The organism is Paenibacillus sp. FSL R7-277 (genome assembly GCF_000517965.1).
GTDB lineage: Bacteria > Bacillota > Bacilli > Paenibacillales > Paenibacillaceae > Paenibacillus_AQ > Paenibacillus_AQ silagei.
The window spans coordinates 18,409-39,243 of sequence record NZ_ASPX01000012.1 but is presented as its reverse complement, the minus strand read 5'-3'; the positions used below and the strand labels follow the sequence as shown (position 1 = coordinate 39,243).

Sequence of the window (20,835 nt, the reverse complement as noted above, 5' to 3'; positions counted from 1 at the left end):
AAAAAGCGAAATAAAGAGCATATCTACAACAAGTACCGATTTTATACGGAGGACTCCGGGATAAGGGGGTCGCACCGATTGTATGCGAAAAACCGAACACAATGCGCAGGAGCAAGGGTGACCGTGCCAAATGTATGTTAAAAACCGCATACAATGTGGAGTCGCGAGGTTTGGTAGGTGGGGCCAAGGTTTTATTTCGCATCCCGCTTAAACAGTGGAGAGGACGGAACGAATGCGGAAAAGCGATAGCGGTCGCCTTTGTCTCCGGATTTTTACCGATTAGGGAAATAAATAAAATCTGGAGACAACAGCGATTGTAGCAACGTTCCGTTCGCGGAGCGTCCACCCGAGCGCCAGCGTTGATCCTGCTCAAAAGTAAAAGGTTTTCCCAAGTAACCAATTCCGTTCACACAGCCTCCACCCAAACTAAAAAGGCTGCCCCAATCAGCCATTTCATGACTTTTGGGAACAGCCCTTTTCATATTTTCGGCCTGCCTACGTCTGGATCAGCAGCAGGATGATGGACGACAGGGAGAGGCAAATGCTGGCCAGATAGAGCACGCCGACCACTTGTCTCTGGTTCAGACCAGCCTTGAGCAGACGGTAATGAACCTGAGTGGCGTCCGCCTGATAGATGGCTTGTCCCTTCAGGAAGCGCCGGATGACGACAAAAATATTGTCGAAGATCGGTACGCCCAGCGCGAGAATCGGAATGAACAGCGACAACACCGTTGCCTGCTTGAAGGCGCCGTCCAGCGCAATCACTGCCAGAATGAAGCCGAGGAAGGTGGCGCCGGCATCGCCCATGAAGATTTTGGCCGGAGCCTTGTTGAAGCGCAAGTATGCCAGCGTAACCCCGATCAGCGAAATTGCCATGTAGGCAGAAGTAGATTGGCCCATCGTGAGTGCGACTACGAACAGGGTTACTGCCGAGATCGCGGTAAGTCCGCCGGCCAGACCGTCCATGCCGTCCGAGAAATTAATGACCGTAGTGACGCCGAAGATCCAGATGATCGTCAGCAGGAACTGCAAAATGAACGGCAGTGAGATATAATCACCTGAGAACGGATTAATGAAGCCGGTAAACGCATTGCCGGAAAAGAACACCAGAACGGCGGCGGCAATCTGTACGATGAATTTGGGCAGGGCCGGGAAATCCTTGCCTTTGGTTTTGTACCAGTCATCGATGGTTCCTATAGTCAGCAGAAGCACACCGCCAATGAACAGGGCGAGCGTCTCCAGGGTAAATTCACGTGCGAAGAGCAGATATGTAATGAAAAAACCTACGAATATGGCATAGCTTGCCGTTAGCGGGATGGGTTCCCTATGGATTTTGCGTTCAACATCTTCCCTCGGCCTGTCCACGAAATCCAGCCGGAAAGCGAGCCTGCCCAGAGGAGGAATCAGCAGATAAACGATAAAAAATGACACGAGAAAAGCTAAACCGTATAAAATGACAATCACCCCGTTGATTTTTTTAAGGCCTATCCCAAATTATATCGCAGAAGGATGTATGTTGTCGAACTACATAAGCGAGATGGAGGTAAAGATGAAATACGAATGTATCCTATTTGATGCTGATGATACACTGTTCGATTATGGAATGGCCGAGAACCACGCCTTGAGCCATGCCTTTGCCCACTTCGGGCTGCCGACAGGCGCGCAGGAGTATGCGGCCAGCTACCAGGAGATTAACCATGCCTTATGGAAGGATTTCGAGCAAGGGAAGATCACCTCTGCCGCCCTGCGGGTGGAGCGGTTCAACCGGCTGTTTGCCGCCCGTCAGCTCACGTTCAAGCCGGAGGAATTCAGTGAAGCGTACCTGCGCTTTCTCGGGGAGGGTACCTTCCTGATTCAGGGGGCTGCCGAGCTCTGCGGTGAGCTTACCGGGTGCCGGCTGGCAGTGATTACGAACGGAATCAGCGATGTGCAGCATGCCCGGATTAAGGGTTCCCCGCTCAGCGAGGTATTCGAGGCGGTGATTGTATCGGAGGAGACGGGCTACCAGAAGCCGGAGACGGGGATTTTTGATTATGCTTTTGCTAAGCTTAAGCTGTCCGATAGACGCAAGGTGCTGATCGTCGGGGACTCCCTGACCTCGGATATCCGGGGCGGGAACAACTATGGCATCGATACATGCTGGTTCAATCCGCTGGGCAAGCCCGGTGATCCTGAGAACCTTCCTACCTATGAAATCCGCAGTCTGGACGAGCTGGTGGAGATCGTGAACCGCGCGTAAGCGGAATAAACGGCGGCAGGCAGGTTGAAAGTTTCGCTTCCGTGTTAAATATATAGGGACGCAAAGTTTCTACTTTTTTAACAACAACATACGGGAGAGGATATTATGAGAAAAAAATGGCTGATTGCCGCGGTGGTCACCGGTATGACGGTAACAGGCTCGGCAGGAGTGTATGCGGGCACCAAGCTGCAGCAGATTAAGGCTTATCTGAACCATAGCTTGGGTATTGTGGTGGATGGTAATCCTTTTTGGATGAAGGATGGCAATGGCAAAACCCTGACTCCAATTACCTATGAAGGTCTCACCTACCTGCCGGTCCAATCGATCGCCACGGTGCTGAAGGTGCCTATCAATTATGACTCGGTCAACTATAAAGTGAGAATTGGAGAAGGTAGCGCAAATATTCCTGCTCCGACTCCTGCACCGGGAACCTCTGCCGGCGGTGGGAATACAAGTCCTGCTCCTGTAGTGGAGGGAACGGCCAGACCGGTTAATCTGCCTAAGGATTTTCCGATTCCCCAGGACGCCCTGATTGCGATCACTCTGGATACGGATGCTAACGGCCAGAAGAAGGTGGCGTTCACGTATTCCACGCAGGAGACACTGGAGATCATGGGCTTCGTGTACAGTGAATATGCGCGGATTAAAAATCTGGATAATGCCTCGGAGTCGGTATCCGCCAGCAATGTAAAAATTTCGGGCAGACTTGGCGGGACAAGTCCTGTATCCATTACAGGCAAAGCTTCCACGGCCCGGCCCGGCTTCAACCTCTTCACGATCACCTGGTCGGAGAGCTGATCTGAGCCAGTATAGTTAAGCTGCTATGCAGGCTTGGCTAACCTAAAAAGAAACTCCGGCTTGTAAGTCAGCCGGAGTTTCTTCATGTGCAATTCATCTGAACTAATTCACTAAGTCAATAACGTTAGACTTGCGGGCGGGTGTCCAGCGGCTTCAAGTGGGCCTCAATCTGTTCACGCTTTGCTTCCAGGAACGGCGGCAGGGCCAGCGCCTCGCCCAGATGCTCGACTTCCTCATCTGTGGCGAAGCCCGGTCCGTCCGTTGCCAGCTCGAACAGAATACCGTTCGGCTCGCGGAAGTACAGGGAGCGGAAGTAGAAGCGGTCCACAAAGCCCGAGTTCGGGAGCTGTACGCTGCGGATGCGTTCAATCCACTGCTTCAGCTCCTCTTCGTTATCGACACGGAAGGCTACATGATGCACGCCGCCCCGTCCCAGGCGCTCCTGCGGAAGATCGCTGCGTTCCTCCAGATGGATCTCCGTACCAGAGCCGCCTTCACCAGTCTCGAACACGATAATATCCGGCTGGCCCGCTATCGGAGAAGGATAGCTGCCTGCGCGGCGGAAGCCGAGCAGGTCCTCCAGAATCAGTGCCGTATGCTCAGCGGTCTCGACGGTCAGATGTGCCGGTCCCAGCCCGACAATGGCATACTCGGCAGGAACCGGGCTCTTGGCCCAAGGCTTGCCGCCGGGCATGCCCTCGTTATGCTCATCCGAGACGAGGATGAGGCGCTGGCCCTCATGGTCGGTGAAGGCCAGCGTTTTGCGGCCGCCGCGTTCGGTGATTTCCTCATGCTCTACACCGAACACGGTGAAGCGCTGTGTCCAGAAGAGCAGGGCATCATCCCCGGGAACACGCAGGGAGAGTGCGGAGATGCTGTTGTTGCCGTCGCGGTTACGCCCTGCGTTAGGCAGCTCGAAGAAGGTAAGCTCCGTGCCGGGATTCCCGGTCTCATCCCCGTAGAACAGGTGATAGACGGATACGTCATCCTGGTTGACGGTCTTCTTGATCAAGCGGAGTCCGAGAACTTCTGTATAGAATTTGTAGTTCTCAGGCGCTTTGGCGGTAATGGCGGATACATGGTGAAGCCCTTTTAATGTTAAACTCATGGGAATACCTCCTGAAATTTAGGTTGTTGGTTATATAAAAGCCGCAAATTACTTATTAATATTAAGTTACTATAATTTTAATAGTAAATGAGTAATTTTGCAAGGTGTATTTCAAGGATGGTATTTATTATTCAGGAAAGCGGGGTTAATCATGCACACCAGATCAAGTCTGATGAAGCAACTGGAGAGGATGGGGATCGATCCGCAGGGGACACTGCTGGTCCATTCCTCGCTCAAAAGCATCGGTGAAGTGGAAGGGGGAGCGGATACCGTACTGGATGTTCTCTCTGAATATATGAAGGAGGGACTGCTGGTCCTGCCCACGCATACCTGGTCTTATATCGACGGGCAGAATCCGCGCTTCTCTGTGCTGGAGTCGCCCGCCTGCGTAGGGATTCTGCCGGAGCTGTTCCGCAAGCGGCCGGGCGTGATCCGTTCCTGGCATCCTACGCATTCGGTGGCGGCGCTAGGCAGGGATGCGGCGGTGTTCACGGCCGGAGATGAGCGCTGGGATACACCGTGCGCACGCGGGTCGGTCTATGGCAAGCTGCTGGACCGGGGAGCGGAGATTATGCTGCTCGGTGTGGATCTGCGGAGGAATACGTTCATTCACGGTATTGAAGAGTGGGTGGATATTCCCGGCCGGATGACGGACGGGCATGAGGCGCTCTATACCGTGACGCCTGAAGGCAGGGAGATCGCGGTGCCTTCGCGCAGACACTGCGGACTGTCCTGGTCGCAGCATTTCTGGAAGGTGGAATCCGTGCTGGAGGACGGCGGGGCGCTGCGCAGGGGCAGCTTCGGCGATGCGGCGGTTATGCTCTGCGGCACTGTAGAGACTACGCGTATCTTGAGTGATATGCTCAGAGAGAACCCGGATCTATTCTCGGATAACGAGCCTTTATACGGGGAGAATGCGCCTGAGGCGCTGCCGAAGACGAAGCGGGGTCAACCTGTAGAGGCAGTGCAGGAGCATACCAAGAGTTAACCCAGGCCGGATATTTACGGGTCTCTGGCAGGTTTCTATCAATGTATGGTATATTATTCTCACAAAAACATAGTAAGGAGATTGGAAATGACAAAAACTTTGATCTTTGGTCACAAAAACCCGGATACAGATACGATCTGCTCGGCCATTGCTTATGCGGCACTGAAGAAGGAACTGGGCTGGGATGCTGAGCCGGTCCGGCTTGGAGACATCAGCGGAGAGACTCAGTTCGCCCTCGACCACTTCGGGGTAGAAGCGCCGCGTCTGGTGGAGAACGTTGCTGCAGAAGCTGAACAAGTGATTCTGGTTGACCATAATGAACGCCAGCAAAGTGCGAATGATATCGATCAGGTCCGTGTGGTTGAGGTTATTGATCATCACCGGATTGCGAACTTCGAGACCGCTTATCCGCTGTATTACCGGGCTGAGCCAGTCGGCTGTACGGCTACCATTCTGAACAAGCTGTACAAAGAGAATGGCGTGGCCATTCCCAAGAACATCGCCGGTCTGATGCTGTCCGCTATCATTTCCGATTCCTTGCTGTTCAAATCGCCGACCTGCACGGAGCAGGATGTGGCTGCTGCGCGTGAACTGGCCGTCATTGCCGGAGTGGATGCCGAGAGCTATGGCCTGGACATGCTCAAAGCCGGTGCAGACCTGAGCGATAAGAGCATTGCCCAACTGATCTCTCTGGATGCCAAGGAATTCAAAATGGGCGAGTATAAGGTGGAGATTGCCCAGGTTAACGCTGTGGATGTGAATGATGTCCTGTCCAAGCAGCCGGAGCTGGAAGCGGCGCTTACCGCGATTATTGACGACAAGGGACTTGATCTGTTCCTGTTCGTGGTTACCGATATCCTGAACAACGATTCCGTGGGTCTTGCCCTGGGCCGCGTAGCCGGCGCTGTGGAGCAGGCTTACAATGTGAAGCTGGATGATAACAAGGCTGTGCTGAAGGGTGTAGTGTCCCGTAAATCTCAGATTGTACCGGTTCTTACCGAGACGATCGCCAAGCTGTAATTGCTGCTTCCGGGTGCACCCGGAGTAAGAAGGTTGTCCCGTGACCGGCTGTGCCTTTTCCTCAGGAAAAAAGTACAGCCGGTTTTATTTTACAATTCACAGCAACTCCTTGCCGCCTGAAGGGTATAAACAGCATAGGACATTATAGAGGGGGACGGGAATAATGGGGAAGATGCGCAAGCTGGCGATTTCAACAATGTGCCTGATGATGGTCTCGGGAGGAGGCCTGCTGTATGCTGCTGCCGGCAAAACAGATCTCTCATTCTATGTAAATAATATGCTGCTTAAGCAGTCTGCACTATCCTCGGATGGCGGGGTCTATGTGCCTGTGGAACAGCTTTCCGAGAATATGCAGGCGATTGTATCGGTGGACGACTCAGCAGGGACGGTCAAGATCTACAAGCCTAATGTGAATACGGTGCTGCTGGATGAGTCGGGCAAGATTTTCGGCAAAGTCAGAATGGACACCAGCAATACCTTCTCTGCCCTGGTGCAGGTGGATGATCTCAAAACAGATATCTCCGATCTGAAAATCACCATTACAGACCCGGCAGGCAAGACGGATGTTGTGGATAACCAGCCGATTACAGAGAAGAAGGACAGCTTCTGGTTCAAATCGGCAGCGTATAATTATAAGGTTACCGACAAAGGGAACTACATGATCCAGGTGTATTTTAAGGATGCTGCGTCCAAGAAATGGTTCATCGTTTCTGAACTGCAGATATCGACCACTTCATAATAAACCTCAGGAGGCGGTTCCATTGATTACAATCTATCCTGCTGCGTCTGCGCACCAGTTCGATCACGGCTGGCTGAAGGGCAGTCATGTATTCTCCTTCGGGGATTTCTATGATCCGGACAATACGGCCTTTGGGCCGATGCGCGTCTGTAACGATGATACGATCGCTCCGGGAAAAGGCTTCGGCGCCCATCCGCACAGTGACATGGAGATTGTCTCGATTGTGCTGTCCGGCGTGCTTCGTCATGAGGACAACCTCGGCAATGTTGCACAGACGTCCTTCGGCGGGATTCAGCGGATGTCGGCAGGGACCGGCGCGATTCATACGGAGCATAACCCTTCGGACAGTGAGCCGGTCCGCCTGCTTCAGCTATGGTTCATGCCCAAGGCCCGGGGGACAGCTCCCTCTTATGCAACCGGACGCTTCGATCCGGCCAAGCTTGAAGGAAGGCTGCTTCCGGTAGTAGCCTCCGAAGCCTCTGACGAGATTGTCGGTATAGCCCAGGACATGACCATTTATCTCGGGAAGGCCAAAGCGGGAGGGCAACTGGATTTCCGGCAGGAGCCGGGGCGGCGCAGCTTTGTATATCTGGTAGAAGGGCAGCTTACCCTGAACGGGGATGATGTGCTGAAGCCGGGTGATTCGGCAAGAATCGAGGACATAGCGCAACTGGAGCTGAAGGCAGATGAGAATATACTGGTCATGGTGATTGATCTGCCGTAATGCGCGGCGGGATACCGACATGAAGGAGGAGCTTGAATGGCAGAACAGGAGAGAGTGCTGGTGAAGCATTCCGTAACCGGACGCATGCTTGTGAACAGCATGGATGGAGTAGGGTATACCTTCGATAAGCAGGGCGGGCTGACCTTAATCACTCTGACGGATGTGGCTGCAGATAAGGGCGCTGCGGTGGTGGAGCTGAAGGCGGAGCTTAATGTATTCCGCTTCGAGGAGCCTGCGGACGGGCCGGTCATCAAGCATTGGTACTACGTTGGAGATCAGCCTGTAACCTATGATGCGGACTCCGGGCGCTTAACGATAGCCGTGCAGTCCGAAATCGAATACCGGCCAGATCAATACTGGGCCTGATGGGGATAGAATTGTGAGAAATGTAGCAGTGCTCACCATGGATAATAAGGAAAATAGAACCAGGAATAATTTTGCATGAATGAAAGGCGGAGACCCATGGGAGCACTGCACATGAATACGGCAGCGATGAATTATGGAAGCAGGGAATCTTATTTTGACGGGAAGCTTATTGAGTACATTGGGTGGTGCCTCGCTGGCTGGCTGGTTACGGTCTGTACCTTCGGCATCTGCTATCCCTGGTCTGTGGTCATGCTCTACCGCTGGAAGGTCGAGCATACCGTGGTGGAAGGGCAGCGCCTGCGGTTCGACGGTACAGCCGTCAGCCTGTTCGGACAATGGATCAAGTGGTTCCTGCTGACGGTGATTACGATTGGGATCTACGGCTTCTGGGTGGTTATTAAGCTGGAGCAGTGGAGAACGAAGCACACCCACTTCCAATAAGAAGCTGCATGCTTCGAGTATACGCAGGATGCGAAGAAGAGCCATTCTCCGGTTATGGAGGATGGCTCTTTTGCATGGATTTTGGAGCAAGACTAATCTGTGCAACCGGCTTGCAGGCTGCTTATTGTACTTTTTGCGGCTCGGGATAAGTAACCCCAAGGGTATCAACGGTGACCTTCTTCATTACCGGCGGCTGATCCGGACGGTCATTCTTGCCACGCGGCAGACTGACGATCGCCTGGACCGCTTCGAGTCCTTCGGTAACCTTGCCGAAGGCGGCGTAATCGCCGTCCAGGCTTGGATAAGCAGCGGCCATAATGAAGAACTGGGAGCCTGCAGAGTTCATATCCTTGCTTCTCGCCATGGACAACACGCCTTCTGTATGCAACAGATTGTTGGTGAAGCCGTTGTTATTGAATTCTCCGGCAATGCTGTAGTCTGGTCCGCCCATTCCTGTGCCATCCGGGTCCCCGCCCTGGATCATGAAGCCCGGAATGACCCGGTGGAAGATGGTTCCGTCGTAGAAGCCCTTCTGGATCAATGAAATGAAGTTGTTGACCGTATTGGGGGCAACCTCGGGATACAGCTCGGCCTTAATAACAGCGCCGTTATCCATCTCGATCGTAACCACCGGATGGCTGGCTGTGGCTGAAGGCACGCCTTCTGTAGCGGCGGCGCTCTCCTGCGGTGCTGCTGTAGCCTCACTGCCTGCTCCGGAGCTGCTGTTACCATTACCGGCGGCATTATTATTCACTGGCTTATTGCCGCAGCCCGCCAGAATGACGAGCATCAGGCACATCACCGCAAGCAGGATGACGGGTTTTCTTGTGATAGACTTCACTTCAGAATCTCTCCTTTTGTCCTTTTGTCCTTAAATAATCTAGTGCATTCACCTCTGTATCATACCTTCTTTGTCCTGCTTCTGGCAAAGCCTGCTTCCGCGCCCTGCCGGATTCCGCTACTTTGGTGCGGGCTGCTCCTTGGCGGAAGCGAGCGTCGTTCCTTCGGGAACCGGCAGTAAGGCGCTTTTGGAGACGCCGATAAGCTGGGAGCTGTAGATCCCGCTGTGCCCGGAGAACAGATAACTGATGATGCAGGCGATGAACATATAGACCGCTCCGCCGGAGCCGAACAGCTCGATGCCCATTATGAAGCAGGCAAGCGGTGTATTGGTTGCTCCGCAGAAGACAGCGATGAAGCCAAGTGAGGCCAGAAAAGGCCCATATAGATGAAGCACTCCGGCCAGGCTGCTCCCCAAGGAAGCTCCAATCGCGAATAGCGGCGTCACTTCGCCGCCCTGGAAGCCGGTCCCCAGGGTGAAGGCGGTGAAGATCAGCTTCCACAGAAAGGCGAAGGGCGATACGCCGTCTTCGAAGGAGCTGCTGATCAGCGGAAGGCCCAGCCCCAGATAGTCCCGGGAACCTGCTATGTAGACCAGGGCGATAATGATCAGCCCGCCGGCGGCGCTTTTGAGCATGGGATTACGGATTAGGGCGGTGAAGGTCCGCTTCAGATAATGGGTAAGCTCACTGAACAGCAGGCTGCACAGGCCGAAGAGGATGGAGGCGAATATAACCTTGACCAGCACCAGCGCATCCATAGCGGGGAAGACATCCACCTGATAGTGGATATGGTGAACGCCCCACAAGCGGGAGGCTACCAGATCACCGGTGAAGCTGGCGGCAAAACAGGGCAGCAGCGCCTTATGGCTGATCAGCCCGATGGCGATGACCTCCAGGCCGAACACCGTTCCGGCCAGCGGAGTGCCGAAGATGGAGCCGAAGCCGCCGCTGATGCCGCACATCAGCAGGATTCGGCGGTCCAGCGGACCGATTCTGAGCCAGCGTCCGAGTGCGTCGGCCAGACTGCCGCCCATCTGCACAGCCGTGCCTTCGCGTCCGGCCGAGCCGCCGAAGAGATGGGTAATCAGCGTCCCGCCAAGGACCAGCGGGGCCATGCGCAGCGGAATCGCTTCATTGCCCTGGCGGATCTGCTCCAGGATCAGATTGTTACCCTTCAGGCTGCTCTTGCCGTAACGCATATACATTCCGCTGACGAGCGCGCCTCCCGCGGGAAGCAGGAAGAGCAGCCAGGCATGCTCCAGCCTTACCTGGGTGACTGCGTTCAGACTGGCCAGGAACAAGGCCGAGGCACTTCCTGCCAGCAGCCCGACCAGTCCCCCCAGGATCACCCATTTGACGAATGTACTCCAGAGCGCAAGCTGGCTCTGGCGCGCTGCAAGTGCTGCCCACCGTTCATACTTCCTCTTCATTATAGCTAACGCCCCCCCGACCCGAAATAAATACTACCCTGAAATCAAAACAAACTCCTACCAGCGTAGTTAATCACTGGTAGGAGTCATTAGCCCCGAAGGGCGGTTATGGCGAACTCCATCGCCGCAACTGAATGAAACTATCGTATGCCGAATGTCTCCAAAAGTCAATATGAACCTGGACCTTGGGTGAACGCCCCGGCAGGACCGCTTAGCCGTGTCTACTCGTCACCGTTCGAGCCGTTCAGCACATCGGTTCCGGGCATAGCATCAGGGTCCGGGGAGGCCGGGTCAATGCTACTGCCGGGAACCAGCTCATCCGCATCCGGGACATCCTCCAACGGAGCGGCTTCCTCCGCTTCTCCTGCCACCTCTTCCTCCGTATCCGCATAATCAATGACGCTGCCGGTTAATCCGGCTGCACCGGCCGTGTATATAGCATCCGACTCCAGCAGCTCATCCCGCTGCGGACCGGGGGTGGCGGAAGAGGGAGCGGGGCGGTCTGCGCGCGGTCCAAGACCGGCGTCCGGCACATTCAGGCCGATATCGGCTGCTAGAATAGGATCGCTCTCCAGCGCCGGATCCGAGCCGTCATCCACTACACCGTCGAAATCGATCGGTGTGAAGTGAGCAGGGTCATGACTGGCCAGTGCAGATTCCAGCGGACGGTTCCCGGCGCCTACAGTTTCCTCACTGGGGCTTGGCTCAGTAATCGTGCCAAGCGGACGCAATTCTTCCAGCGGGATATCCTGCTCCGGGGAGACACCGCCCATTTTGGTATAGCGCTCATATGCAAAGTCGGCTTCCGTCTTATTGAATTCGTTACCCATCGTGAATCAGCTCCCTTGTCCCTTGTTGTAAGTCTTCTTCATCTTATAGTACAACTATACCCGATTAAGCAGCGGCGAATCTGCCCGGCATCCAGGCTGCCCATCTGATTAATATATTCATTTCTCCGGCAGAATAACCGGAATAGATGAATTAACCGAGCCGTTTCGAGGTTATTTGCAGTCTGATGGCAGGTATTGTGCAAACGTTGTCGAAAATAAGAATCATATGGACTATATGAATACAACTAAGGATTCACTGAGGTGCCACAATGAAGTTAGCATCAACCAAAACAGCCGCAGTCTTTATTATGCTGCTGCTTGTAATAACCATCATTCCGGCGGGGATCGCCATAGAATGGGATGCACATACAGAAGCGGAAATTCCGGCCTGGGAGCTGAAGTGGGAAACGGCCGGGAATAGCGGCATAGAAGCTGTAATGGCAGGGCCAGCCGCCGGATGGACATGGGTGCGGGCCAGGGAGGCCAGGCCCCTTGCGCCACCAGGCACCCCTTCCGTCTGGATGCGGATTACCTTGCCCCCTGCGGGAGCAACTCCCGCTATTCTGATCGATAGAGTATTTGGCGACAACCTGAAAGCATATATAGACAACCGGCTAATCTACGATTCCAGCGGGGATGTGGAATATAGCGGCAACAAGGTGCTGATTCCATTACCGGCACAAGACAGTGCACAGCCGCTCTATCTGTGGAATGCGGGCAGCGGGGAGTTTGGAATCGAGGGGGACATAAGGATCGGCAGCTATAATCAGCTGCTGTCCTTTTATGTGAAGCAGGATCTGGTGGACGTTGTGCTCGGAGCCGCCATGATCTTCATGGCCGGAGCGTTATTGATCTGCCTGCTGTTCCTTAAGCCCGAATTTTTCTACAGCGGTTTTTTTCTGGCCCTTGTCATCCTGTCCTTTGGAGTGTTGCTGTTGACGTACTCTCCGTTTCTGACGCTGATTCTAAGCCGGGGGGATCGTCTGAGGCAGATCAGCTTCGATTTGGCCCTGTTCACCATTATGCCGGCGTTCACGCTTTATTTTGAGCAGCTATTCGGACCGGGCAAGCGGGGCTTCACTACCCGGGTGCGTAAATTTCAGCTGGCCTATTCCCTGTTCTGTACCGCAGCGCTTATTCTGAATGCCGCAGTGTCCTTCCGGCTGGATGCGCTGTATTCTATTCTGACTATTAACGCAACCGGTGTACTAATGATGGCCCAGCTTATCTACCTGCTGTATCTGGCATTTTCTTATGCCCGCAGAGGCAATTCAGATGCCACCCTGTTCACGGGCGGCTTCTCTGTATTTGCCGTGGTCTCGGTGGCGGAGCTGCTGCGTTACTTCATTTCAATGGAGAGGTATCATCTGTACTGGTGGAAATGGGGCATGGTGGTATTCATTCTTTCCCTGATTGCTATTCTGGGGAAACGGTTTGCGGGAAGCCATGAGAAGGCGCTGGAATACGCCAGGGAGCTGGAGAAGTTCAATAATGAGCTGCAGCGTTCGGAGAAAATGGAGATTATCAGTGAGCTGGCCGCCTCGGTAGCCCATGAGGTGCGTAATCCGCTCCAGGTCACACGCGGGTTCCTGCAGATTCTGGGGGAGCGCTCCGGCAACAAGGAGAAGGAATATCTGAAGATGGCTGTGGGAGAGCTGGACCGGGCCTCGGTAATCATTACTGATTTCCTTACCTTTGCCAAGCCGGGCTTGGATATCGTGGATGTATTCGAAGTCTCGGGGGAGCTGAAGCATGTGTCGGGAATCCTGCTGCCGCTGGCTAATCTGCAGGGAGGTTCGATAGAGCTGCGTCTGCAGCAGGAGCTTCAAGTGACGGGCAGCCCGGCCAAATTCAAACAGGCGTTCATTAATCTGATCAAGAACAGCATTGAGTCACTGCAGGAGGAGGGGGAGGTTGTCGTAACAGCCTGGAGGACAGGCAACTGGGTAATCATCAGCGTGAAGGATAACGGCGAGGGAATGAAGGTTAGCGAACTGGCCCGTCTGGGCGAGCCGTATTACTCCAATAAGACCAAGGGGACGGGGCTCGGCCTCATGGTCACCTTCCGTATTATTGAAGCGATGAACGGCACGATTGAGTTCCACAGCCGCAAGGGCGAAGGAACCGAGGTGCTTATTAAATTGCCGGCCTCCAGCATGAATTAGAAATTTTTTTTGTTTATTCCGTTTTTTTGAAGGGATGGGCAGAGCATGGGGCGAAATATTAACACTACAGAACTTTGCTTCTAAAACTTTCCTCTGAGGTGCTTGCATGTCTTTGATGGTCAAAAGTTTACATACAGCGTTAGTATTGTTTCTGCTTTGCCTAACCTGCGGAAGCCTCCTGGTATCCGCGCAAAGCGCTTCCCCCGCCGGTGAGATCAGACATTGGCAGATGAAGTGGCAGGAGGGGACGGATGATGACGGACTCCAGGCTCCGGTAACGGAAGACCAAGGGTGGATCGATGTGGAGGCGAAGGCCGAGATGCCGCACAAGCCTTCCGGGGTATCCTCCGCCTGGACCAAGATTACTTTGCCCTCCTATCATTACGTGTCCCCCTCGGTCTATATTCAGACGATCTATGCGCTGCATGTGAAGGTGTATGTGGAGGACCGGCTGGTTTTTGAAGGGGACCGCGGCTTCATTATGGATAACTATTCCTTGCTTGTGCCTCTGGATATGCGGGATAACGGAAAGACGCTCTATATCTGGACGCAGACGCTCCAGGACCGGATCGGAATCAAAGAGCAGGTTGTGCTCGGTGAGCACAGTCTTCTAATCAAGGACTATATTAAGAACGGACTCATAGATGTGATTCTGGGCGGTGCTTTTATCTTCGTGGCAGCGGTGCTGTTTGTATGCGCATTTTTCCTGAACAAGGAGTATTTCCCCGTGACGGCTTCGCTGTCTGTTGTTATCGCCTCTACCGGTGTGCTGTCTGTGACCTACTCTCCCTTCACGTATACCTTCTACAGCTATTTGGGCGGGCTCAGTGTATTTTTGTTCGATGTGGCGCTGTTGTCCCTGTTACCCGCACTGACCTTCCTGTTCGAGAAAATATTCGGCGTGGGCAAATACGGCATCATCCGCAGGTTCCGCAAATTCCAGATGGTCTATTCCTTATTCTGCTGTGTCCTCCTCATTATAAATGCACTCTCCGGGGGCCGGTATCTGAAATTCTATTACTTCATCTCCACCAATATTGTCGGCATTATTATGATTCTTCAATTCATTCTGCTGATCGGTTGCGTCATCGTGTTCTCCCTGAAGCGCAATAAGGATGCGATCATCTTCGCCTGCGGCTTCGGTACGGCTGCCCTTACCGGGGTGTTGGAGCTGATGTGGTATTATTTCAAACGCGGAAATTATGATCTCTTCTACTGGAAGTGGGCGCTGGTTGTGTTCATTCTCTCGCTGATTGTAATTCTGGGACGGCGGCTGGCGCAGAACCACAGCCAAGTGGTGAAATATTCGCAGGAGCTGGAGCTGTTCAACAACGAACTGCAGCGTTCAGAGAAAATGGAGATTATCAGCGAATTGGCAGCATCGGTAGCCCATGAGGTGCGTAACCCGCTCCAGGTGACCCGGGGGTTTCTCCAGCTGCTCAGCGAGAAGTCGAGCGGGGACGAGCAGAAATACCTGTCCATGGCGCTCAGTGAGCTGGACCGGGCGGCGAGTATTATCACCGATTTTCTGACCTTTGCCAAGCCGGAATTTGAACAGGTCTCCCTGCTCTATGTGAATGAAGAGTTCATGCATATCCAGAGCATCCTGCTGCCTTTATGCCATTTGAACGGGGGCAAAATGATTCTGGAGGTGGAAGACGGCCTGCGGGTCAAAGGGAATTCCTCGAAGTTCAAGCAAGCGATGATTAATATCATCAAGAACAGCATTGAATCCCTGGGGGAGGAAGGCACGATTCATCTGCTGGCGTACAGCCGGGGGGATAAGGTGCATATTCATATTAAGGATAACGGGGCAGGTATGGAACCGGCCGTGCTTAGCCGTCTGGGCGAGCCGTATTTCTCCTCCAACAAGACGAAGGGCACGGGGCTCGGGCTGATGGTTACCTTCCGTATTATTGAAGCGATGGAGGGAGAAATTCGTTTTATGAGCAAAAAAGGAGCCGGAACCGAGTCCATCACCATTCTGCCGCGTGCAGAAGGGCCGGACGATTCCAACTCCCGATAAGATAATAGGTTGACTTGAATATGCTACCAGGTTCCCATTGGGGTGATACGTGTCTTCATTACATCGGAAGAAGGGCTTGGGGGAATGACCAGGTAGAATTCATTAGAGCCTTCCTCTACGGTCTTCAGTGTAATGTTGTCAGGAAGGTTGATGCCCAGCGCTTCCTGGAGCGCTGCCTTCGGATCTGCAAGCAGTCTTTGTTTGAAAGCCGGATCTTCCCACGCCTTCTGAATCACCTGATTCTTAAGAACTCCTACTGACAATACAATCACCCTTTCAAATTGGTTATAATTGCCTTTTTAGTATAGCATAGGCCATTATATAATTCTATTGCTATTTGAATAAATTATGAGAGATTCGAGTGCGAAGACAGCCAGTAATCCAGCCCCCCGCCCAGCAGCAATTGCTTCTGCGCTTCAATGGCTGCGGCGATTTGCTGCAGGTTCTGCACGAGCACGAGATGGAAGGACACCAGCAAGGGCAGCTGTAAGCTGGCCTCCTCCAGGATGAGTTGGTTGGCTTGGGCAGTCGCAGCATATCCGGTAAGTCCGCCTGCTACATAGATGAAGTCCTTCACTGTTGATTCGGTCAGTGGTTCTCCTGCGGCCATCCCGGTACTGGAGCGTACCAGTGACAACAGGCAGTTATAGCTGCTGTCCTCCAGATCCTGCTCCCAATCTTCGTAGTCGTCAAGCAGCTGCAGGGTCAACAGCACAGTGTGAATCATCTCTTCGGCCTCGGGAATGGAGGAGGACTGGCCGGAGAGCAGCAGTGCGGCCGTGCTGCTGAGCTTGAGCGGGCTGGCCTTATGGGAGATACGGATGCGGTCATTCAGGAAGTAATCGCTGCCGGCTTCACCGCTCACGCTGTCTGCCCACTCGCTGATGTAACGGCTGAAGCAGGGCCAGAAGGGAGAGTCCGCCGGGAACAGCGGAAGGTAGGTAGCCAGAAACTCGACATAGAGCAGATTGGCAAGTGGCAGCGCTTCCGCAGCCGAGGCCTCCGGGCTGTCTATCAGATCATCCTGGAGGAAGAAGTAGAGCATGAGGAAGATGTTACCTGCGGACATCCTGCGGGCCACTTCAGGACTCAGGCCACAAGGGTCCTGGAGCCAGAAGGGCAGCAGGTAACAGATGTAATTCTTGTGGCTGTCCGGGTGGAACACGTTGAACTGATTGAGATACGACAGGCCGCGGGCATTAAGCGGCTCTGGAAACGCAGAGATCACCCTGCGGTTCTCCTCAAAGACCACACGGAGCTCGTCCTCATAAGCATGAAGCCAATCCATAGGCATATCTCCTGTCAATTATGTATTTTATTTAAAATATTAGGTAAAAAGTGGTTATATGATCACATTATAATCCTGCGAATGACCTATTTCAATCCAAATTTTGTTGCTGTGCAGCGCAGGATCGCGGGGTGGAGCAGGAGTGTACCTGATTTCACCGATTGAAGGCTAATGTATGCGTATTAAACCGACCACAATGGGACCGGGGGCAGCGCGTAGGCTGAATGTAATCGAAAAACCGACCATATTGGCCCTGACGGAGGCGTGTGGAGCAAATGTAATCGAAAAACCGACCACAATGGGACCCGGGGCGGCGCGTAGGCCAAATGTAATCGAAAAACCGACCATATTGGCCCTGACGGAGGCGTGTGGTCCCAATGTAATCGAAAAACCGACCATATTGGGCCTGACGGAGGCGTGTGGCCCGAATGTATACGGAAAAACATTCTTTCAAAATCTTTCTATATCACAAAAAAACCTCCCTTTGGGAAATGGAGCTTCTGCACAACCATTTCAAAGGAGAGGTTTCTTTTGTATGTTCAAATATAAGAATTTATATGTTGCACACAATAAATTATCCTTCTATTTCTCGCTGAAACGGTACCGTCCTTTAAAAGGACGGCAAAGCCGTTTCCACTTGTATTGTGTTCTTCCGTAATATAATCTACCGAACAGTCTCTGCATCCAGCTTGGCGGCAAGTGCGGTATATTCCCCGCGCAGGTGGACCAGCTTCGAGACACTGCGCTCCAGGCCGCCCGGCCGGTTGCGCCGGGTCCAGAGCTGGCGGTACTGGTGGAGCAGCAGATCCAGGTCATGGATCAGCGCCTGAACCTGCGCTGCCTGGGGCTGCGAATCGGCTGCGGCGAGCTGCTGCTTGAGCCGGGTAAGCTGAACGGCATGCTTCACGAAGTGAATGCCGCTGCGCAGCTCCAGGATAACCAGCTCTGCATCGCTGCATTCCAGAACCGGCTGCTCAAGCCGGTCTTCAAGGCCGAGGATGTACTGCTCAAGCCTGTCAAGCTGCTCTACAGGCAGCTTCGTAGCCAGCTGCACATGCTCCAGATGGCTGCGCAGCAGCATAGACATCTCCGTGTCATTCGGGCGGACCGTGCCCGACTCCAGCTTATAGTAGTTCCCCAGATCTAGCAGTAATTGTCCGATGGTTCCTGAGCGGTCTTGGAAGACCGCCGTGTTCAGATAATGCGCCACATCCGCCTCCAGATTCCCCTCTACATTCCAGGCCAGTGCTGCCCCGTAGGCGAATCCGGCATAGCTGACCGGCAGCTGCTGCCAGTGGCCGAAATCACCCCAGTCGGTAATCAGGTAGCCGATAGCGCCGTTTCTCTTGCCATGCACCGCAGCGCTGCGCAGATTGGCGAGCATGTTGTCGGTCCTGCCGGTGAGCGAGTTCCAGGAACTGGTTCCCGGACAGACATAGAACGGGATGCCTGCTTCTTTGAATTTGCGGGTATCCGCTTCAAAAGGATGAGCCGCGCTGTACCCCCATTCCATAGCGATGATATCCTTGGGCAGCCGGGGGATCAGTTCGGGATGCTGAATGATGATATCGCCCCAGAACTGCATGGTTTTGCCGCGCTGCTTGACCAGTTCGTGAATCTTCTGCAGGAAGGAGAGATACAGCTCGCCTTTGCCAGATGACTCGGCCAGTGCCTGGCTTGCGCCAAGTCCCAGTTCATAGGTCTCATCACAGCCGACATTGAACATCTCTGAGCTGAAGTAGGGAAGGAGGTCATCGTACATCGTGCCCAGAAGCTGCAATACCTCAGGGTCCTCTGTATGGAAGGTGCCGGGATGCATGAACAATCCTTCCGGGTATAAATCGCTATCATACATCTGATCCGGAAGCATGAAGCCTGCGGGGATCTCTGCCAGATGGTTGAACTCCGGCCGGGTCAGCCAGCCTTCCATATGGCCGAAGCTATTTTGATTAGGCACCAGCTCAATATACCGCTCGCGGCAGTAGGCATCCAGCAGCAGGATTTCATCGCCGGTGAGCGGAGTTTCCAGCTCCCATACCTGCGGGAAGGACTCGTAAGCAAACGGAGCTCCTTCTATATATAGCTGCAGCTGATTCAGCTTGAGGTCCGCCATGAGATCAATGATCCGGTACAGGGTATCCAGCGTGGGGATTTTGTTGCGGCTGATATCAAGCATGAGTCCTCTGGCCGCGAAATCCGGCTGATCGCAGATATGCAGATAAGGCAGCGTCCGGCCGCACTGCTGCAGGAGCTGCTTCAGCGTCGCCGCTGCATAATAAGCGCCTTGTGGAGAACCGTAAGCGGCAATGAGACCTTTTTCGTTAATGTGCAGCTCGTAGGCTCCTTCTGCAAGCAGTGCGTTATAGCGGAAGGTGCAAGCCGGAACTGTGGCAGCCCGCTGCCCTATGGACAGAGGCAGACTGAGACGGACCACCTCGGAAGCGGTCTGCTGAAGCCTGCGGGCTGCGGGAAGGGCAGACACCTGATCCTCACCGGCCAGCACAATGCTGCCCCGGGAAGGAAGGGGGAACTGTCCTGCGGATACCGTGATCTTCTGCGGCCGGGGAAAAAGCAGTAAGTGAACAACATCAGACATAGCGTGGACACCTCTTATTCATGTAGAATATGATCATCTTCATTATCAACATATCACTCCTGAACACATGGAGGAATGCAATGTATGCCCAAGCTCATGGATTATATGATCAGCCCGTATCCAGTAAGAATTATTGATCCGAAGGTGGAGGCCGCCAGGTTGCGCCTTCAGTCGATTCGTGTCGGGCAAGCCGGCCATCTGCCGGGAAGAACGCTGTTTCGCTCGGGTGTCACCTTTGAACACTGGGCACTTGTATATATAGTCGCAGGAGCCGGAACTTATACAGAGAACGGAGGACCAGAGCAGCAGGTCCATGAGGGAAGCCTGTTTTTTTTCAGACCCGGTTATAGCTACAGCTTCGGACCGCCCCCAGGCGGGTATTGGGATGAATACTATATTAATTTCAGCGGAAGCCGTGTCACAGAATGGCTGGAAGCGGGAATGATTGCGGGTGGAGAGGTAACCCGGGGGGATAAGGCGGAAGGGCTGAAAGCGTCCTTTGAAAAGGTTCTGGCGTACATGGCCGGAGATGTTCCCGGTGATGCGGACCGGGCTGCGCTGCTGCTGGAGGAGATGCTGCTGGAATGCTCGCTGCAGCTTCAGGGCAGCCGCCGCCCGTGGCGGCAGGAAGCCATGCCGCTGATCCGGGAGGCGCTGAATGCCTGCATCTATGAGCAGCCGGATCTGCCGGGGATGGCCGGGCGCCTGCACCTGTCCATGTCTACACTCCGCCGCACCGTGCGGCGGAGCAGCGGGTACCCGCTGCATGAATATATCCACAGGCTGAAGATGGCCGAGGCCAAGCATTTGCTGCTGAATACCTCCCTGCAGGTGCAGGAGATAGCGGGAATGCTTCATTATAGGGATAGTTTTTATTTTTCAAGGCTATTCAAGAAATATATGGGCCTCTCCCCGCAGACCTGCCGGAATCATCTGTGACATATTAAACGACATAATTCTACTTTTTATCTTAAAATAGTCTCAGAATAATGTCGTTTTTTGCAGATTTTTGTTGACACGCAGAAAAAAACAGTGATATGCTCTAGATAATATTAGCAGTTCTAGAATAGTTCTTCTAGACTATGCCGGAGATGAGACTATTGAGAGAGTATTACTGCATCAGTTGCCGCAGTCTCCATAAGGTGGTAGGACCTAATCATACCTTGCGTATTTTGTCCACCGGGTATCATATCGTTGGCGAACAGCGCTATCAAATTTGTATATGTAATAATGCC

General features: G+C 53.6%; 19 protein-coding genes and 1 riboswitch. Of the genes, 11 read left to right on the top strand and 8 right to left on the bottom strand.

Going from position 1 to position 20,835, the window contains the following annotated elements:
- Positions 1-495: 495 nt before the first annotated feature.
- Entirely contained in the window at positions 496-1,455 is a 960-nt protein-coding gene (locus tag C173_RS06705) for an MraY family glycosyltransferase (RefSeq protein WP_442792616.1), read from the bottom strand.
- 94 nt (positions 1,456-1,549) lie between these two features.
- Here C173_RS06705 and C173_RS06700 point away from each other — a divergent pair, with 94 nt between their 5' ends.
- A complete protein-coding gene (locus C173_RS06700) occupies positions 1,550-2,239 on the top strand; it encodes a YjjG family noncanonical pyrimidine nucleotidase (RefSeq protein WP_036723464.1) in 690 nt (229 codons plus the stop codon).
- Between the two features lie 105 nt (positions 2,240-2,344).
- Positions 2,345-3,037 (top strand): hypothetical protein, encoded by a 693-nt coding sequence (locus tag C173_RS32710; protein ID WP_051477869.1) that lies wholly within the window; start codon positions 2,345-2,347, stop codon positions 3,035-3,037.
- A gap of 124 nt (positions 3,038-3,161) precedes the next feature.
- Here the strand turns inward: C173_RS32710 and C173_RS06690 are convergent, their stop codons facing one another.
- The gene (locus tag C173_RS06690; RefSeq protein ID WP_036723454.1) at positions 3,162-4,145 is read right to left on the bottom strand and encodes a ring-cleaving dioxygenase; all 984 of its coding nucleotides are present in this window, start codon (positions 4,143-4,145) and stop codon (positions 3,162-3,164) included.
- Between the two features lie 151 nt (positions 4,146-4,296).
- On the opposite strand from C173_RS06690, the gene C173_RS06685 reads away from it, so the two are divergent.
- The 6 genes from C173_RS06685 (at position 4,297) to C173_RS06660 (ending at position 8,423) form a co-directional block, all read left to right on the top strand.
- The gene (locus C173_RS06685) at positions 4,297-5,133 is read left to right on the top strand and encodes an AAC(3) family N-acetyltransferase (RefSeq protein ID WP_081751049.1); all 837 of its coding nucleotides are present in this window, start codon (positions 4,297-4,299) and stop codon (positions 5,131-5,133) included.
- Between the two features lie 87 nt (positions 5,134-5,220).
- Complete coding sequence (locus tag C173_RS06680) at positions 5,221-6,153, top strand: manganese-dependent inorganic pyrophosphatase (RefSeq protein ID WP_036723453.1); 933 nt, start codon at positions 5,221-5,223, stop codon at positions 6,151-6,153.
- Between the two features lie 163 nt (positions 6,154-6,316).
- On the top strand, positions 6,317-6,892 hold the full coding sequence (locus C173_RS06675) for a hypothetical protein (protein WP_036723452.1): 576 nt from the start codon (positions 6,317-6,319) through the stop codon (positions 6,890-6,892).
- Positions 6,893-6,914: 22 nt separating this feature from the next.
- Complete coding sequence (locus tag C173_RS06670; RefSeq protein ID WP_036723450.1) at positions 6,915-7,616, top strand: pirin family protein; 702 nt, start codon at positions 6,915-6,917, stop codon at positions 7,614-7,616.
- 36 nt (positions 7,617-7,652) lie between these two features.
- A complete protein-coding gene (locus C173_RS06665) occupies positions 7,653-7,982 on the top strand; it encodes a hypothetical protein (protein ID WP_036723448.1) in 330 nt (109 codons plus the stop codon).
- A gap of 96 nt (positions 7,983-8,078) precedes the next feature.
- Positions 8,079-8,423, top strand: a complete 345-nt coding sequence (locus tag C173_RS06660) for a DUF898 family protein (RefSeq protein ID WP_036723447.1) — start codon at positions 8,079-8,081, stop codon at positions 8,421-8,423.
- Positions 8,424-8,544: 121 nt separating this feature from the next.
- On the opposite strand, the gene C173_RS06655 is transcribed toward C173_RS06660, so the two are convergent.
- The 3 genes from C173_RS06655 to C173_RS06645 form a co-directional block, all read right to left on the bottom strand.
- Positions 8,545-9,222, bottom strand: coding sequence for a peptidylprolyl isomerase (locus C173_RS06655; RefSeq protein WP_051477871.1), 678 nt, complete (start codon positions 9,220-9,222; stop codon positions 8,545-8,547).
- A gap of 159 nt (positions 9,223-9,381) precedes the next feature.
- Positions 9,382-10,695: a voltage-gated chloride channel family protein gene (locus tag C173_RS06650; RefSeq protein ID WP_036723444.1), complete on the bottom strand. Its 1,314-nt coding sequence runs from the start codon at positions 10,693-10,695 to the stop codon at positions 9,382-9,384.
- A 73-nt stretch (positions 10,696-10,768) separates the two neighbouring features.
- Positions 10,769-10,830: riboswitch (Fluoride riboswitch) on the bottom strand.
- 86 nt (positions 10,831-10,916) lie between these two features.
- Positions 10,917-11,525: a hypothetical protein gene (locus C173_RS06645; protein ID WP_036723443.1), complete on the bottom strand. Its 609-nt coding sequence runs from the start codon at positions 11,523-11,525 to the stop codon at positions 10,917-10,919.
- 269 nt (positions 11,526-11,794) lie between these two features.
- On the opposite strand from C173_RS06645, the gene C173_RS06640 reads away from it, so the two are divergent.
- Together C173_RS06640 and C173_RS06635 are read left to right on the top strand one after the other, a co-directional pair.
- Positions 11,795-13,690, top strand: coding sequence for a sensor histidine kinase (locus C173_RS06640; protein WP_036723441.1), 1,896 nt, complete (start codon positions 11,795-11,797; stop codon positions 13,688-13,690).
- A gap of 229 nt (positions 13,691-13,919) precedes the next feature.
- Positions 13,920-15,716: a sensor histidine kinase gene (locus tag C173_RS06635; RefSeq protein WP_235191807.1), complete on the top strand. Its 1,797-nt coding sequence runs from the start codon at positions 13,920-13,922 to the stop codon at positions 15,714-15,716.
- Between the two features lie 23 nt (positions 15,717-15,739).
- On the opposite strand, the gene C173_RS06630 is transcribed toward C173_RS06635, so the two are convergent.
- The 3 genes from C173_RS06630 to C173_RS06615 form a co-directional block, all read right to left on the bottom strand.
- On the bottom strand, positions 15,740-15,988 hold the full coding sequence (locus C173_RS06630) for an NHLP leader peptide family RiPP precursor (RefSeq protein ID WP_372238068.1): 249 nt from the start codon (positions 15,986-15,988) through the stop codon (positions 15,740-15,742).
- Positions 15,989-16,062: 74 nt separating this feature from the next.
- Entirely contained in the window at positions 16,063-17,004 is a 942-nt protein-coding gene (locus tag C173_RS06625) for a hypothetical protein (protein ID WP_036723438.1), read from the bottom strand.
- Between the two features lie 664 nt (positions 17,005-17,668).
- A complete protein-coding gene (locus C173_RS06615) occupies positions 17,669-19,600 on the bottom strand; it encodes a beta-N-acetylhexosaminidase (protein ID WP_051477867.1) in 1,932 nt (643 codons plus the stop codon).
- Positions 19,601-19,684: 84 nt separating this feature from the next.
- Here C173_RS06615 and C173_RS06610 point away from each other — a divergent pair, with 84 nt between their 5' ends.
- Complete coding sequence (locus tag C173_RS06610; protein ID WP_036723435.1) at positions 19,685-20,539, top strand: helix-turn-helix transcriptional regulator; 855 nt, start codon at positions 19,685-19,687, stop codon at positions 20,537-20,539.
- The last annotated feature ends 296 nt before the right edge of the window (positions 20,540-20,835 follow it).

Excerpts from the sequence above, each read along its gene's own strand:
- C173_RS32710 (WP_051477869.1), top strand. The coding sequence starts at position 2,345 with ATGAGAAAAAAATGGCTGATTGCCGCGGTGGTCACCGGTATGACGGTA.
- C173_RS06665 (WP_036723448.1), top strand. The coding sequence starts at position 7,653 with ATGGCAGAACAGGAGAGAGTGCTGGTGAAGCATTCCGTAACCGGACGC.
- C173_RS06655 (WP_051477871.1), bottom strand. The coding sequence starts at position 9,222 with ATGTGCCTGATGCTCGTCATTCTGGCGGGCTGCGGCAATAAGCCAGTG.
- C173_RS06690 (WP_036723454.1), bottom strand. The coding sequence starts at position 4,145 with ATGAGTTTAACATTAAAAGGGCTTCACCATGTATCCGCCATTACCGCC.
- C173_RS06645 (WP_036723443.1), bottom strand. The coding sequence starts at position 11,525 with ATGGGTAACGAATTCAATAAGACGGAAGCCGACTTTGCATATGAGCGC.
- C173_RS06615 (WP_051477867.1), bottom strand. The coding sequence starts at position 19,600 with ATGTCTGATGTTGTTCACTTACTGCTTTTTCCCCGGCCGCAGAAGATC.
- C173_RS06635 (WP_235191807.1), top strand. The coding sequence starts at position 13,920 with ATGAAGTGGCAGGAGGGGACGGATGATGACGGACTCCAGGCTCCGGTA.
- C173_RS06640 (WP_036723441.1), top strand. The coding sequence starts at position 11,795 with ATGAAGTTAGCATCAACCAAAACAGCCGCAGTCTTTATTATGCTGCTG.
- C173_RS06700 (WP_036723464.1), top strand. The coding sequence starts at position 1,550 with ATGAAATACGAATGTATCCTATTTGATGCTGATGATACACTGTTCGAT.
- C173_RS06685 (WP_081751049.1), top strand. The coding sequence starts at position 4,297 with ATGCACACCAGATCAAGTCTGATGAAGCAACTGGAGAGGATGGGGATC.
- C173_RS06660 (WP_036723447.1), top strand. The coding sequence starts at position 8,079 with ATGGGAGCACTGCACATGAATACGGCAGCGATGAATTATGGAAGCAGG.
- C173_RS06675 (WP_036723452.1), top strand. The coding sequence starts at position 6,317 with ATGGGGAAGATGCGCAAGCTGGCGATTTCAACAATGTGCCTGATGATG.
- C173_RS06650 (WP_036723444.1), bottom strand. The coding sequence starts at position 10,695 with ATGAAGAGGAAGTATGAACGGTGGGCAGCACTTGCAGCGCGCCAGAGC.
- C173_RS06625 (WP_036723438.1), bottom strand. The coding sequence starts at position 17,004 with ATGGATTGGCTTCATGCTTATGAGGACGAGCTCCGTGTGGTCTTTGAG.
- C173_RS06610 (WP_036723435.1), top strand. The coding sequence starts at position 19,685 with ATGCCCAAGCTCATGGATTATATGATCAGCCCGTATCCAGTAAGAATT.
- C173_RS06680 (WP_036723453.1), top strand. The coding sequence starts at position 5,221 with ATGACAAAAACTTTGATCTTTGGTCACAAAAACCCGGATACAGATACG.